This is a genomic window from Brevibacillus sp. AG (genome assembly GCF_028369215.1).
GTDB lineage: Bacteria > Bacillota > Bacilli > Brevibacillales > Brevibacillaceae > Brevibacillus > Brevibacillus porteri.
This window is the reverse complement of record NZ_JAQMYO010000001.1, coordinates 1,002,035-1,016,198: the sequence shown is the minus strand read 5'-3', so window position 1 is coordinate 1,016,198 and position 14,164 is coordinate 1,002,035. Positions and strand designations below refer to the sequence as shown.

12 protein-coding genes are annotated in these 14,164 nt (G+C 48.0%); 11 read left to right on the top strand and 1 reads right to left on the bottom strand.

The genetic code is table 11. The features are described from left to right. Positions 1–18 precede the first annotated feature (18 nt). Genes POF51_RS04570 through POF51_RS04560 form a run of 3 tightly spaced genes read left to right on the top strand, consistent with a single transcriptional unit; the run spans position 19 to position 2,157 of the window. Positions 19–573: a copper transporter gene (locus POF51_RS04570; RefSeq protein ID WP_069844642.1), complete on the top strand. Its 555-nt coding sequence runs from the start codon at positions 19–21 to the stop codon at positions 571–573. After that, complete coding sequence (locus POF51_RS04565) at positions 560–1,252, top strand: glycosyltransferase family 2 protein (RefSeq protein ID WP_069844643.1); 693 nt, start codon at positions 560–562, stop codon at positions 1,250–1,252. Before POF51_RS04570 ends, POF51_RS04565 begins: the two co-directional genes overlap by 14 nt. Beyond that, positions 1,234–2,157, top strand: coding sequence for a UDP-N-acetylmuramyl pentapeptide phosphotransferase (locus POF51_RS04560; protein ID WP_244521659.1), 924 nt, complete (start codon positions 1,234–1,236; stop codon positions 2,155–2,157). The genes POF51_RS04565 and POF51_RS04560 overlap by 19 nt, the downstream gene beginning before the upstream one ends. Here POF51_RS04560 and POF51_RS04555 read toward each other — a convergent pair. Beyond that, a complete protein-coding gene (locus POF51_RS04555) occupies positions 2,154–2,414 on the bottom strand; it encodes a DUF2627 domain-containing protein (RefSeq protein ID WP_007720834.1) in 261 nt (86 codons plus the stop codon). The genes POF51_RS04560 and POF51_RS04555 overlap by 4 nt on opposite strands. 216 nt (positions 2,415–2,630) lie before the next feature. On the opposite strand from POF51_RS04555, the gene POF51_RS04550 reads away from it, so the two are divergent. The 8 genes from POF51_RS04550 (at position 2,631) to mce (ending at position 14,084) form a co-directional block, all read left to right on the top strand. Continuing rightward, entirely contained in the window at positions 2,631–4,700 is a 2,070-nt protein-coding gene (locus POF51_RS04550; RefSeq protein WP_069844644.1) for a sigma 54-interacting transcriptional regulator, read from the top strand. A gap of 233 nt (positions 4,701–4,933) precedes the next feature. Next, the gene (locus tag POF51_RS04545; RefSeq protein ID WP_017248034.1) at positions 4,934–6,025 is read left to right on the top strand and encodes a Glu/Leu/Phe/Val dehydrogenase dimerization domain-containing protein; all 1,092 of its coding nucleotides are present in this window, start codon (positions 4,934–4,936) and stop codon (positions 6,023–6,025) included. Between the two features lie 138 nt (positions 6,026–6,163). Next, positions 6,164–7,585 (top strand): dihydrolipoyl dehydrogenase, encoded by a 1,422-nt coding sequence (gene lpdA / locus POF51_RS04540; protein WP_069844645.1) that lies wholly within the window; start codon positions 6,164–6,166, stop codon positions 7,583–7,585. A gap of 18 nt (positions 7,586–7,603) precedes the next feature. Continuing rightward, positions 7,604–8,596, top strand: a complete 993-nt coding sequence (locus POF51_RS04535) for a thiamine pyrophosphate-dependent dehydrogenase E1 component subunit alpha (protein ID WP_017248036.1) — start codon at positions 7,604–7,606, stop codon at positions 8,594–8,596. Between the two features lie 13 nt (positions 8,597–8,609). Beyond that, entirely contained in the window at positions 8,610–9,593 is a 984-nt protein-coding gene (locus tag POF51_RS04530) for an alpha-ketoacid dehydrogenase subunit beta (protein WP_017248037.1), read from the top strand. 20 nt (positions 9,594–9,613) lie between these two features. Then, complete coding sequence (locus tag POF51_RS04525) at positions 9,614–10,951, top strand: dihydrolipoamide acetyltransferase family protein (RefSeq protein ID WP_069844646.1); 1,338 nt, start codon at positions 9,614–9,616, stop codon at positions 10,949–10,951. Positions 10,952–11,192: 241 nt separating this feature from the next. After that, the gene (locus tag POF51_RS04520) at positions 11,193–13,337 is read left to right on the top strand and encodes a copper amine oxidase N-terminal domain-containing protein (RefSeq protein ID WP_069844647.1); all 2,145 of its coding nucleotides are present in this window, start codon (positions 11,193–11,195) and stop codon (positions 13,335–13,337) included. A gap of 330 nt (positions 13,338–13,667) precedes the next feature. Beyond that, complete coding sequence (gene mce, locus POF51_RS04515; RefSeq protein WP_069844648.1) at positions 13,668–14,084, top strand: methylmalonyl-CoA epimerase; 417 nt, start codon at positions 13,668–13,670, stop codon at positions 14,082–14,084. Positions 14,085–14,164 lie beyond the last annotated feature (80 nt).

Sequence of the window (14,164 nt, the reverse complement as noted above, 5' to 3'; positions counted from 1 at the left end):
ATTTTCATGGAGGTATACATGATACCCTTCCGCTATCATTTGATTTCACTGGCTGCCATATTTGTCGCGCTTGGGGTAGGTATCTTGTTAGGAGGGACGGCAGGCCATTCATGGATAACGCAAGGAACAAAAGGCATTCTTTCCAATATGGAAGCAAAGTACGATCGGGCTCTCAAAAGCAACCATGAATTAAGGCAGCAAATGAATCGATTGCTCAAGGAAGTTGCACGTAGCAACCAAGAAGTCGTCCAACTCATGAGCATACGCTATGTGGATGAACTTGCAGGAAGCAAGGTATATGTTTGGCAGGAGGATGGCAACGTAGCTGAACAGATTAAGCAACTGATGCATTCAGTAGGCATGGAAGTGGTTTCGTATCGCGAGGGAAACAGGTGGGAAGATGGGGTGCTTTTGGTGGTAGCAAGGCAAGCCCCGCTTTGGCTACGGGAAAAACAGGCGAATTCCTGGATTCAGGTCGTAGAAGTGCCTGACTCTCCTGCAAAACAATGGGCACTTTTGGAGCAAGTGCAAAATAGATTGGCTGAGAGGAAGGGCTCGCGTGAAAAAAGTTAGCGTCGTCATCCCAGCGTTCAACGAACAGGCTTCTATCGGTGATACACTCCGTGCCATCCGTGAACGCTTTTTTTGTGATGAACTGATCGTCGTTGATGATGGTAGTAAAGATGAGACGGCACACATCGCAAGCAAGTGGGCGGATATGGTGATTCGAGCACCGCGCAATCAAGGGAAAGGTGCAGCTGTTCAACTGGGCTGGAAGTGCGCCAGTGGGGATGTGGTCATGCTTCTCGACGGTGATTTGCGAGACAGCGCAGCAGAAGCTGCACATTTAGTTACGCCGGTGCTACAAGATGTCTGTGATATGGCGGTAGCTGTTCTTCCACCTCCGCAAGTGAAAGCAGGGCTCGGATTAGCAAAAGGCTTGGCCCATCATGGCATTCGGATGTTGACAGGCTTTGAAGCAAAAGCTCCACTATCGGGACAACGGGCAATACGTCGCGAGCTTCTTAACCGATTGGGGTGCCAAGATAAAGGATTCGGCATAGAGGTGGGGCTCACTGTCGATGCTTTGCGGGCAGGGTATCGTGTAGCAGAGGTCCCTGTCTTTTTTTCGCACCGTGAAACGAAAAACGATTGGGCAGGCTTCTGTCATCGAGGAAAAGAGTTTGTCGCGATTAGTCGAACGCTATGCTGGAAATGGTGGGAGGGGCATGAGTGGAAACGAAAAACATGATGTTTATGATGCTTGTCGCGGTCGTTTTTCCGCTGGTGCTTGACCGCCCGCTGCATAAAATCGGTACACAAAAGCTCAAAGCCATGGGGATGAATCGATTCAATTACGATAGAGAGCCAGTATTGACAGCAGGGGGTCTTATCCTCGTATGTTCGAGCGCTATAACCGGGATCGTGCTGATCGGATTCCTTTTGCTCAGAGGGGCCAAAAGCGAGCTTCTCCTGCACGGCTTTTTATTTCTAACAGGTATGATCACAATGGCCTTTTGGGGGTGGCGTGACGATCGCGCATCAGATCGGGATGCAAAAGGCTTTCGTGGACATTTCGGCGTGTTATGGAGAGAGAGGCGAATGACCAGTGGCATGTGGAAGCTGATAGGTGGGACAAGCATGGCTTTTTGTCTTTCCTTCTCTCTTTCGAACTCGTTGTGGGCAGGTATTGTTTCCTTTGGTTTACTTGCTCTCTCCCCCAACATCATTAACTTGTTTGATTTACGGCCTGCAAGGGCGATCAAAGTGTTTTGGGGCCTGACAGCAATTGCAGGGGCCTTTGGCATTTGGACAATAGGAGCCGAACCGGCGATGGCAAACTGGATTTTTTTGATGCCTATCTTCGTGGCGAGTATGCTCATGTTTCCCCATGACGCTGGCGGCAAAATCATGCTCGGAGATACAGGGGCGAATGCCTTGGGCTTTGCAGTAGGCTTTTCCTTGGTCATCGGGACACCGATTTATGTACAGGCGAGTATGCTCGTGCTTTTCTTGTGTCTTCAGGTTACGGCAGAATTTTGCTCGTTTTCCCATGTCATTGAACAGGTTGGTTGGCTCCGACGACTCGATCAATGGGGGAGGGCTACAGAAGCTGAAAATAAAAAAAACCAGACTGGCTCGTCCGGTTTGGTCTAGTCCTCGTCATCAGGTTCAGGAACCATGAAACGGGGCTGTACGCGATTTTTTTTGCGTTCGTGATGGAGAATAAATCCGGCAATAAACCATACAGGGATGGCGAAAGCCAGTATCCCTAGAATGAGTTTTCCCCATAAAAATCCAACATCCGGAGAGGCAGAATAGAAGAATGCGTCACGAATTAACTTGATTCCGTACATGGCGATTGCCGCCGGGATTACCATAATTAAGAGTGCAATGATTTTCTGAAAAACCAAGGGTTTTTCACCCCTTTCTCAAATGCGTAAACGACTTCAACAACTACAATAAGGTCTTTTCATCATATCGGATGCGAACAGCCTTGTCCACCGTACCTGTTGCACACGAACGAGCGCACGTTAGGGAAGAACGCCTGTCCATCAACGATTTGTTGGAGTACAATGGTAACGAGTAAGATCGTAAAGAGGTTGTTCAAAAAGTGAGGGGTCTCTCGCATGCACAAGCTGCTCATCGTTGGTGCGGGACGTGGTGGTACAGCACTCCTGCGGATGCTAAACCAGATGGACCGATTACAAGTCGTGGCTGTGGTCGATCAACGGCCGGACGCTCCAGGCATACTGTTGGCCCAATCATTGGGGATTCCCGCCGATCAAGATTATCGGCCTTATTTGGATGAGGATCTGGATGTCATTTTAGAAGCTACAGGGGACCTGGGGGAGTATGAGCATCTCAGGCAATTAAAGAAAGATAAGACGGTGCTCATCCCGGGAACGTTTACGAGAATCGTCATGAAATTGATTCGGGAACGCGATAAGCTGATTGCAGTCTTGATGCAAAATCAGCGGGAGCGCGAAACGATGCTGAACTCCACTCATGACGCGATTATCGGGGTCAATCGCCAAGGAATTATTACGTTGTTCAACAAAGCTGCAGAGCGATTGATGGGCATCGAGGCGAGTGAAGTGCTGGATACAAAAGTCTCGGAGCGTATACCGAACACTCGGTTACATATTGTGTTAAAGACAGGCTCTCCCGAATTGAATCAGGAGCAGGTCTTGCCGAATCAGACGCGGATTATTACAAACCGCGTGCCCGTTCGCAATGATCGAGGAGAAGTTGTCGGAGCCGTTGCCATTTTCCGTGATATTACAGAAATCATGGCGTTGGCAGAAGAAGTGACGAACTTGAAAGATTTGCAGAGCATGCTGCAAGCGATTATTCAATCATCGGACGAAGCGATATCAGTCGTTGATCAATTCGGGAATGGACTTTTGATCAACAAGGCCTACACAAGGCTTACGGGCTTTTCGCAAGACGACATCATCGGGAAACCAGCGACGGTAGACATTTCCGAAGGCGATAGCATGCACATGCAAGTCCTGAAAACGAAGAAGGCAGTGAGAGGCGTCCCTATGAAATTAGGACCAAAGCGCAAGGACGTCGTGGTCAATGTTGCACCAGTTGTGGTCGATGGGGAGCTGAAAGGCAGCGTTGGCGTCATTCACGATGTCTCCGAATTCAAGCGCCTGACAGAAGAGCTGGAGAGAGCTCGTCGTATCATCCGCAATTTGGAGGCAAAATATAGCTTTGCAGACATCATTGGCTATAGCGAGCCTATGCAGCAAGCGATCGAGCAAGCCAAAAAAGCGGCGTCAACACCAGCAACTGTCCTCCTTCGTGGGGAATCAGGAACGGGGAAAGAACTGTTTGCCCACGCGATACATAATGCAAGTGAACGAAAATACAACCAATTCATCCGTGTCAATTGTGCAGCGATCTCAGAGAGCCTGCTGGAGAGCGAGCTTTTCGGTTATGAAGAAGGCGCGTTTACAGGCGCGCGTCGAGGAGGAAAGCGGGGGCTGTTTGAGGAAGCGAGCGGTGGAACGATCTTTTTGGACGAGATCGGCGAACTGTCCATGAGCATGCAGGTCATGCTTTTGCGCGTCCTGCAGGAGCGAGAGGTTGTACGAGTGGGTGGAACGAAACCGATCAACATCGATGTTCGCGTCATTGCGGCTACCCATGTGAATCTGGAGGCGGCGATTGGAGCGGGACGTTTCCGTGAAGATCTGTATTATCGTCTCCAGGTCGTGCCGATTCATATCCCTTCACTCAGACAGCGCTTGGAAGATATTAAACCGATTGCTATGCACCTGCTACGAAAAGCCAATCTGGAGTACGGAAGAAATGTAGAAGAACTGCATGAAGAAACATGGCAGATGCTTCTGTCCTATCACTGGCCAGGCAATGTACGCGAGCTAGAGAATGTACTGGGCAGGGCGATGATTCATATGCGGATCAACGAGCGAATCATTTTGCCGGAGCATTTACCCCCACTGGAAAGAAGAATTGTTTCGACCAAAAAGGAAGAGACCCAGCATGAGGGTTCCACGGCTACCTCGTTAAAAGAAGCTGTGGAAAAGGCAGAACGTCAGCACATATTGCGGGAACTGGCAGCAGCCAAAGGCAATCGCACCCTTGCAGCCAAACGCCTCGGAATCGCGATTCGCAGTTTGTACTACAAGATGGAAAAATTGGGCATCATGGATGTGCAGGAAGAGTAACGAAGCACCTGTGCAAAATATTGCACGCAAATATTTGCGCGTATATGCAAAAAAATGCAGACTTGACGTCGGGATACTCATTCCACGTTCTTGTAAATAAAGCGCTTTCATAAGTTTGATTTTATTGGCATGACTTTTGCATATACCTCTTGACGGGAAATTCTCCAAATGGAGCCCACTGTTACGCTAGCTTACCTAAGCGGAAAACGAAAGATACTAGGGAGGTTTCTTCAGTGAACATCTTTGACTACATGCAAAAGTACGATTACGAGCAATTGGTATTTTGCCAAGACGAAAATTCCGGTTTGAAAGCAATCATTTGCATTCATGATACGACATTAGGACCAGCACTCGGCGGTACGCGCATGTGGCCGTATAAAACAGAAGAAGAGGCGATTGTGGACGTACTGCGTCTCGGTCGTGGGATGACTTACAAAAACGCAGCAGCAGGACTGAACATCGGTGGTGGTAAAGCAGTCATCATCGGTGATCCGCGTGAGCACAAGAGCGAAGAGCTGTTCCGTGCTTTCGGTCGCTATATTCAAGGGCTGAATGGTCGTTACATCACAGCTGAGGATGTAGGAACAACGGTAGCAGACATGGATATGATCCACTTGGAAACAGATTTCGTCACAGGCGTTTCTCCAGCATTCGGTTCCAGTGGCAACCCATCCCCAGTAACAGCTTATGGTGTTTACCGTGGAATGAAAGCTGCTGCTAAATTGGCTTACGGTTCTGACTCTCTCTCCGGACGTGTGATCGCCGTACAAGGTGTAGGAAACGTAGCGTACAATCTGTGCCGCCACCTGCATGAAGAAGGCGCGCATTTGATCGTAACGGACATCAATCAAGAAAACGTAGATCGCGCAGTGAACGATTTCGGTGCCAAAGCGGTAGGCGTAAACGAGATCTTTGGTGTAGAGTGCGATATCTTCTCTCCTTGCGCATTGGGTGCAATCATCAACGATGACACCATTCCACTTTTCAAAGCAAAAGTGATCGCAGGGGCAGCTAACAACCAGTTGAAAGAAGAGAGACACGGCGACCAAATTCACGAAATGGGTCTGATCTACGCACCTGACTACGTGATCAATGCTGGTGGTGTAATCAATGTGGCAGATGAGCTGCAAGGCTACAACCGCGAGCGTGCACTGAAAAAAGTAGAAACGATTTATGACAGCATCCTGAAAATTTACGAAATCGCTGAACGTGATGGCATGGCTTCCTACAAAGCTGCTGACCGCATGGCGGAAGAGCGCATTGCAAGTGTTGCGAGATCACGTAATACTTTCCTGCAAAACGGCAAGACTGTTTACAAGCGCTAATCTCGTTTCTTCTATAAATTTCAAACTCCTGTCCGCTCTTCTATGGAGGGCGGTCAGGAATACATAAACCGTTTTCTTTGAATATTCATATTCTCGTAAATACGCAGGTTAGCTTTCCGAATGAAAGGAGAGATCGTGGTGTCTCAAGAGTTTGATTTAGTCGTCCTCGGGGGAGGTACCGGCGGTTATGTAGCGGCAATCCGCGCTTCCCAATTGGGAATGAAGGTAGCAATCGTGGAAAAAGAAAAGCTCGGTGGTACTTGCTTGCACCGTGGTTGCATCCCATCAAAAGCGCTATTGCGCAGTGCAGAAGTATTCTCCACCCTGAAGGAAGCTGACAAATACGGAGTCTCGGCAGGTACTGTAGGCTATGACTTCACAAAAATACAAGAGCGAAAGCAAGGCATTATCGACCAACTTCACAAAGGGATTCAGTACTTGATGAAAAAAGGCAGTATTACTGTCTTCGAAGGCTTTGGAAGAGTTATGGGGCCTTCCATTTTTTCTCCGCAGGCAGGTGCTGTGCGCATTGAAAAGGAGAACGGGGACCAAGAAATGATCGTTCCACGATTCCTTTTGCTGGCAACAGGTTCTCGTCCACGCACACTTCCCGGTTTGGTCATTGACGGTTCATATGTGGTAACAAGCGATGAAGCGTTGCAGTGGGAGCAATTGCCTGCTTCTGTCGTCATCGTTGGTGGCGGTGTCATCGGGATTGAGTGGGCTTCCATGCTCAATGATTTCGGTGTGGAAGTAACTGTTGTGGAGTACGCCGACCGTATTTTGCCGTTTGAGGATGAAGAAGTGAGCAAGGAATTGGCTCGTCTGTTGAAAAAGCGGAAAGTCAACATCGTGACGGGAGCAAAGGTGCTGCCTGAATCGTTGGAAAAAGGGGAAGGCAAAGTCTCTATTCAGGCGGAAGTCAAGGATGGAGTCCAAAACTTTGAAGCTGAAAAGGTACTCGTATCTGTAGGACGCCAAGCGAATGTAGAAAACATCGGTTTGGAAGCAACAGAAATCAAAGTCGAGCGTGGCGTAGTCGTGGTTAATGAATTTTTCCAGACCGCAGAGCCTCATATTTATGCGATTGGTGACATGATTGGCGGTCTGCAATTGGCGCATGTTGCTTCGCATGAAGGAATACTCGCGGTAGAGCACATGGCTGGGCAAAACCCGCACCCGATGGATTACACCAAGGTTCCGAAATGTACGTATAGCAGACCTGAAGTCGCAAATGTCGGACTCACTGAAAAAGAAGCAAAAGAACAAGGCTACGATGTAAAGATCGGCAAGTTCAGCTTTAAGCCGTTGGGTAAAGCACTGATCCACGGTGAGAATGACGGCTTTGTGAAGTTGGTCGTTGATGCCAAGACCAATGATTTGTTAGGGGTTCACATGATCGGTACACATGTGACAGATATGATTTCCGAAGCGGGCTTGGCCCGTGTACTGGATGCGACTCCGTGGGAGATCGGACAGACGATTCACCCGCATCCATCTTTATCAGAAGCAATCATGGAGGCAGCGCAGGCTGTCGACGGAAAAGCGATACACAATTAGCAAGGAGGGTATGTAACGATGACAACCAAGCGACATGAGCAAGTGGGATTGACCGATGCGCAAGTCCTTGACATGTATTATTACATGCTATTGGCCAGAAAAATTGACGAGCGCCAATGGCTGTTGAATCGTGCGGGCAAAGTACCGTTCGTGATTTCCTGCCAGGGTCAGGAAGCAGCTCAGGTGGGAGCAGCTTTTGCGATGGAAAAAGACAGAGACTTCTTGTGCCCGTACTATCGTGATCTTGGTTTGGTTCTGGTTTTTGGCCAAACAGCCCGTGATTGCATGCTGTCCGCTTTTGCGAAGGCAGAAGATCCGAATAGCGGTGGAAGACAGATGCCAGGTCACTTCGGTGGCAAGAAGTACAATATTTTGACGGGCTCAAGCCCTGTGACTACTCAAGTGCCACACGCAGTTGGTATGGCTTTGGCAGGTAGAATGAAGCAAAAAGATTTTGTTGTGTATGCATCGTTCGGAGAAGGCTCCAGTAACCAGGGGGACTTCCACGAAGGGGCGAACTTTGCGGGTGTCCACAAGCTCCCGGTTATCTTTTTCTGTGAAAACAACAAATACGCGATCTCTGTACCACTGAATAAGCAGTTGGCTTGTGAAAGTGTAGCAGACCGTGCGATTGGTTACGGCTTCCCTGGAATCAGTGTGGACGGAAACGATCCGATTGAAGTATATCGAGTCATGAAAGAAGCGGTTGAACGTGCTCGTAGTGGTCAAGGGCCAACGCTGATTGAAGCCGTTATGTATCGCCTTGTTCCGCACTCTAGTGACGATGACGATCGTGTGTATCGTACGAGAGAAGAAGTAGAAGAAGCGAAGAAAAAGGACCCGTTGATTGTTTTCGCTGCCTATTTGAGAGAGATCGGGCTCTTGGACGAACATAAGGAAGCAGATATGCTTGCCCGCGTCCAGCTGGAAGTGGATGAAGCCACTGAATATGCGGAAACCGCGCCATATCCAACGCCAGAATCGACAATGACATACGTATACGGGGAATAAGGGGGGATCTTTTATGGCAGTCATTTCTTTTATTGATGCAATTACAATGGCGATGCGTGAAGAAATGCGTCGCGATTCCAATGTGTTTATCCTCGGAGAAGACGTTGGCGTACGCGGTGGGGTTTTCCGTGCGACAAACGGGTTGATTGATGAGTTTGGTGAGGAGCGTGTGATTGATACGCCACTGGCTGAATCCGCTATTGTCGGTGTAGGGATTGGTGCGGCAGCTTACGGTATGCGTCCAATCGCGGAGATCCAGTTTGCGGACTTCATCATGCCAGCTGTGAACCAAATTGTCAGTGAGGCGGCGAAAATGCGCTATCGTTCGAACAACGACTGGCATTGCCCAATCACGATTCGTGCCCCATTCGGCGGCGGGGTTCATGGTGCACTGTACCACTCGCAATCTGTGGAAGCGATGTTCACGAACACCCCTGGTTTGAAAGTAGTGGCACCTTCGACACCATATGATGCAAAAGGTCTCCTAAAAGCAGCGATTCGCGATGAAGATCCGGTGCTCTTTTTCGAGCACAAGCGCTGCTATCGTTTGATCAAGGGCGAAGTGCCTGAGGACGACTATGTGTTGCCGATTGGCAAAGCGGACGTGAAGCGAGAGGGGACAGATATCACGGTCATCTCCTACGGCTTGACTCTGCACTTCTGTCTGCAAGCTGCGGAAAAGCTTGCACAAGAAGGAATCAGCGCGCATGTGCTCGATTTGCGCACACTGTATCCGTTGGACAAAGAAGCGATTGTAGAAGCGGCTTCGAAGACAGGCAAAGTATTGATCGTACACGAGGACAACAAAGAGGGCGGCGTTGGCGGTGAGGTAGCTGCCATTGTAGCGGAGCATTGCCTGTTCGATTTGGATGCACCGATCAAACGTCTTTGTGGTCCAGATGTGCCAGCTATGCCATACAGCCCGCCGATGGAAAAATACTTTATGCTGAACCCGGAAAAAGTATTGGAAGCAATGCGCGAGCTGGCCAACTTTTAAGGCGAGGAGGACCAAGGATCATGGCAACGAAAGTACTTATGCCCCAGCTCGGAGAGAGCGTGACCGAGGGCACTATTAGCAAATGGTTGGTCAATGTAGGCGACACGGTGAAGAAATACGACTCGCTGGCTGAAGTGACGACGGATAAAGTAAACGCAGAGGTTCCTTCTACCGTTTCAGGACGCGTTACTGAGATCGTCGTACCAGAAGGTGAGACAGTCGCTGTCGGCACATTGATCCTATATATAGAAGAAAGCGGAGCGGAAGGTGGAACTGCAGCGCCTGCTAGCACACCGGAAACTACGGCTCCACAAGCGCCTGCAACCGAGCAGCCAAAGGCAGCTACGCCGGCGGTATCGATTCAGCAAGCACCAGTCATTGATGGACCAAAACAACGTTATTCACCTGCTGTAGTCATGCTTTCACAGCAACATGGCATTGATTTGTCCCGCGTTGTAGGGACTGGAGCAGGCGGTCGTATTACGCGCAAAGATGTCCAAGCGATTATCGACGCGGGCGGCCAAAAGCCAGCTGAGACAGTGAAAGAAACAGTCGCGCAGGCTCCCGTGGCAGCAGTCGAACAATCTACTGTCGTTTCAACACCTGTGCCGTCAGCACCAGCTTCGACTCCTGCTGTTTCCGTAGAAATTCCGGTTGCAAGCGGTGATCAAGTTGTACCCGTAACGTCGATTCGTCGTACGATTGCAAACCGGATGGTACAGAGCAAGCACGAAGCTCCACATGCTTGGACGATGGTCGAAGTAGACGTGACCAATCTCGTTAACTTCCGCAATCAGGCAAAAGGTGAATTTGCGAAAAAAGAAGGGCTCAACCTCACATTCCTTCCGTTCTTTATCAAAGCGGTTGTAGAAGCGTTGAAAGAGTACCCGATGATCAATTCCACATGGGCACATGACAAAATCATCGTGAAAAAGGACATCAACATCTCCATCGCAGTAGCCACGGAAGATGCTCTCTATGTTCCTGTCATCAAGCATGCTGATCAAAAATCAATTCTTGGCATTGCTAAGGCAGTCGATGATCTGGCAGCTCGCACCCGTGCAGGGAAATTGACAATGGATGACATGACAGGCGGGACCTTTACGGTTAACAACACAGGCTCTTTTGGCTCTGTCTTGTCCCAACCGATTATCAATGCTCCGCAAGCTGCGATACTTAGTGTCGAATCCATTGTGAAACGCCCTGTCGTCATTAACGACATGATTGCAGTGCGTTCGATGGTCAATCTGTGCATGTCCTTGGATCATCGCGTGCTGGATGGTCTGATTTGCGGACGATTCCTTCAGAGTGTGAAACAAAAGCTTGAAAATGTAGGTCCGGATACCAAGCTGTACTAGGGTGTCGAAAAACCAGGTCAAGTAAAGACCTGGTTTTTTTGATAAAAGAATGACAAAAAAATTTTTCCAAATCGATCATTACGTATGTAACTTTTTCTGAGACATTTTCGTCTTACCAATTGGAGCCAGTAAGTCTCATAAATGATCTAGAAGAGATTCCCACCAGATAGCATTTGTGGTAGACTGGTAGCGTCCCACTAGAGAGAATTTCCAGATTAAGGGTAATTATGGGAGGAAAAACATGGAGAAAAGTAAAAAAGCACTACCAATAGTGCTAGCATCAGCGCTGGCCGCTACACCATTTGTGGCAGTACCGCAGCAAGCACATGCTATTGAAAAATTGTCGGTAACGGCTGACAACGATGGTGCAGGTAAAGAAAGTGACTACACAATTGAATTCAAGCTAGAAGAAGATCTGGAAAGTGGAGAATCCATTACTATTGATTTCGATTCTGATTTTGATATCGACGATGACATTGATACGGACGATATTGATGCTAGCTTCGATGTGAAGAAAGTAAGTGTTTCTAAAGGCGAAATTACAATCAAGACTGATGAAGATTTAGATGAAGGCGATAAAATAAAGATTAAAATTACGAGCGGTATCACGAATCCCGATGACAAAGGTTCATACAGCGTAAGTGTAGAAGCGGGTGACGAGGATTCGGAATCGGAAGATGTAGATATCAAAAAAAGCAGCTCGAGCAGCAGTAGCAAGTCCAGCAAAGATTACGCAGTATCGTTGAGCAGCAAAGCAGCAGGAGAAAAAGTCAGCCTCAAGCTTGGCAAAATTTCTCTCAAAGGAAGTGATGAGCTGGAGTCAAACTCCACGATTACTGTCACTTTCCCAGATAAAAACATGCTGCCATCAAGCATTGATGAAGAGGATGTAAAAGTAAACGGCTATACAGCGAAATCTGTCAGTGTTAGTGGCAGTACCGTTGATGTCAAAATTCCGAGTGGTGCAGACGCAGATGATTACATCACCGTGGAATTTGACAAGGATGCTGGAATCGAGAACCCTAATTCCGGAGGCAAGCACGTTTTCAAAGTGAAATATGATGGAACTACATACGAATCAGAGGATGTTGAAATTACTAAGAACGGTTCCTCCACTCCTAGCAGCGCTTCCGACAGCTTTACTGTGAACCTGTCCGATCCGGGCGCAGGCGCTCGCACCAGCTACACCTTTGATGCTGATTTCGGTAGCAAAGAATTGAAAGCAGATGGGGAACTAGTTCTTGAATTCCCATCATCTGACATGGTACCGGGTATTTTGACTGCATCAGACTTTTTGCTCAATGGGAAACCAGCGAAAAAAGCAACTGCAGTTGGAAATAGAATCGCGTTGGTAGCACCAACCAACTTCGGTACCAATAGCAAAGTGAAGGTTGAAGTTACTTACGGAGCGTGGATTTCGAATCCAAAAGCGGCGGGTAGCTATACGTTGAAGGCTACTGTTTCCGGAAGAACTTTGGAATCCAAATCCTTCAGCATCGGTGGCTCTTCGGTGAACCCGACGCCAACCAACCCGACAACTCCAATACCTGTACCAAATACAACTACTAACAACAGCACCGCAACTATCGCATTGACACAAAATGCACTTGGCAAGCAGACGGGTGTGAACGTGGCAATCAAAGGATTGGGTGTTGGTCTGCAAAAACAGCGCGATTTCATCGAGATCGTATTCCCGGTAGGCTACAAGGTACCGGCTTACATCGCGCCAGCTAACATCTCTGTGAATGGTGCAGGTGCGAATTTTGTTGCGGTTCGTGGACAAAACGTTCTGATTTATCCGTCTCAGGATATTCCTGCGGCAACAAATGCTACTATCGTGATCAGTCCAGCGGCGAACATCGTAAACCCTGCTGTGAAAAACACATATAGCATTAGTGTATTTACTTCCGAAGAAAGAGGCTTGCTGTTTGCGCGTGCTGTTGGTGTAGGGATGCCTTCTCCGGCTCAACCAAAGCCTGGAACGCCAACACCACAACAGCCATCGACAGCTATTCCAGCGAACGCGGCTTCCTTTAAAGTAAATACAGCAAACTTCAGCCTGAATGGCAAAACGTATCCTCTCTCTGTAGCTCCTTACCTTGCAGATGGTAATACGACCATGGTTCCAGCCCAATTCTTTAAAGAAGGATTGGCACTGACTACGCAATGGAACAATACAAGTGTTGCTGTTATCAGTGGAACCAAAGTCGTGAAGTTTACAGTTGGGTCGAAAACAGCAAAAGTAGGCAAAACGGATATCCAATTGCCAACACCTGTTGTTCTCAAAAACGGCATGCCAATGATCCCAATCCGTACCGTTACGGATAATCTTGGTTATAAAGTCGGCTGGGATGCGAAAACTTCCAGCATATACGTTCAAAAATAAAAACGAGCTGGGACAAACGAAAAACCCCTTTCCGCTTTTCAGTCGGAAAGGGGTTTTTAATCGTTTATCAGCACTCGTTTATTGAAAGTAAAAAAACGTGGGAACGATGAGTGAGAGTATTAGAATGCCGATCAGGATTTTTGCAAAGAGCGACTGGTGTCTCATTCTAATCAAACCTCCTTTCAAGGTAGAGGAAATTATCAGGTGATTCTGTAAGTGGCTGTGCTAGAATGAAGAAAAGGATATCATTGGCTTTCTTTTTTTCGCCCATGCTGAAATTGTACCGAAATGTAGCCAATGAGACAACCACTTACAAAAGGATGATGATTCGTGAGCGCACCGAAAAAAATTGCCCATATCGGCATTGCGGTAAAAAGCTTGGAAAAGACGCTTCCCTTTTATACCGAGCAATTGGGATTGGAGTTGGTTGGAACCGAAATCGTAGAGAGCGAACAAGTACAAGTGGCATTTTTAAAGATCGGGGAAAGTCATATTGAATTACTAGAACCGTTAAGTGATGAGAGTCCAATAGCAAAATTTATGGAAAAACGCGGAGAAGGCATTCACCACATTGCTTTTGATGTGGATGATGTTGCGGGTCGTCTAGCCACATTAAAAGAGCAAGGTGTACCTCTCATTCACGAGGTCCCCAAAGCGGGTGCGCACGATGCTTTGATTGGATTTTTGCATCCAAAGGCAGCGAATGGCGTTTTGTATGAGCTATGCCAATATCCGAAAGAATCATAGGCGTTTACGTAGTAGAAAAAAATTTTTTGCGGTATACTGGAACTTGTGAATATGTACCAAAATCGGGCAGTACGATCAGG

Bases quoted from the DNA above. Each gene is read 5' to 3' on its own strand.
- POF51_RS04550 (WP_069844644.1), top strand. From the start codon at position 2,631: ATGCACAAGCTGCTCATCGTTGGTGCGGGACGTGGTGGTACAGCACTC.
- POF51_RS04525 (WP_069844646.1), top strand. From the start codon at position 9,614: ATGGCAACGAAAGTACTTATGCCCCAGCTCGGAGAGAGCGTGACCGAG.
- POF51_RS04520 (WP_069844647.1), top strand. From the start codon at position 11,193: ATGGAGAAAAGTAAAAAAGCACTACCAATAGTGCTAGCATCAGCGCTG.
- POF51_RS04535 (WP_017248036.1), top strand. From the start codon at position 7,604: ATGACAACCAAGCGACATGAGCAAGTGGGATTGACCGATGCGCAAGTC.
- POF51_RS04530 (WP_017248037.1), top strand. From the start codon at position 8,610: ATGGCAGTCATTTCTTTTATTGATGCAATTACAATGGCGATGCGTGAA.
- POF51_RS04570 (WP_069844642.1), top strand. From the start codon at position 19: ATGATACCCTTCCGCTATCATTTGATTTCACTGGCTGCCATATTTGTC.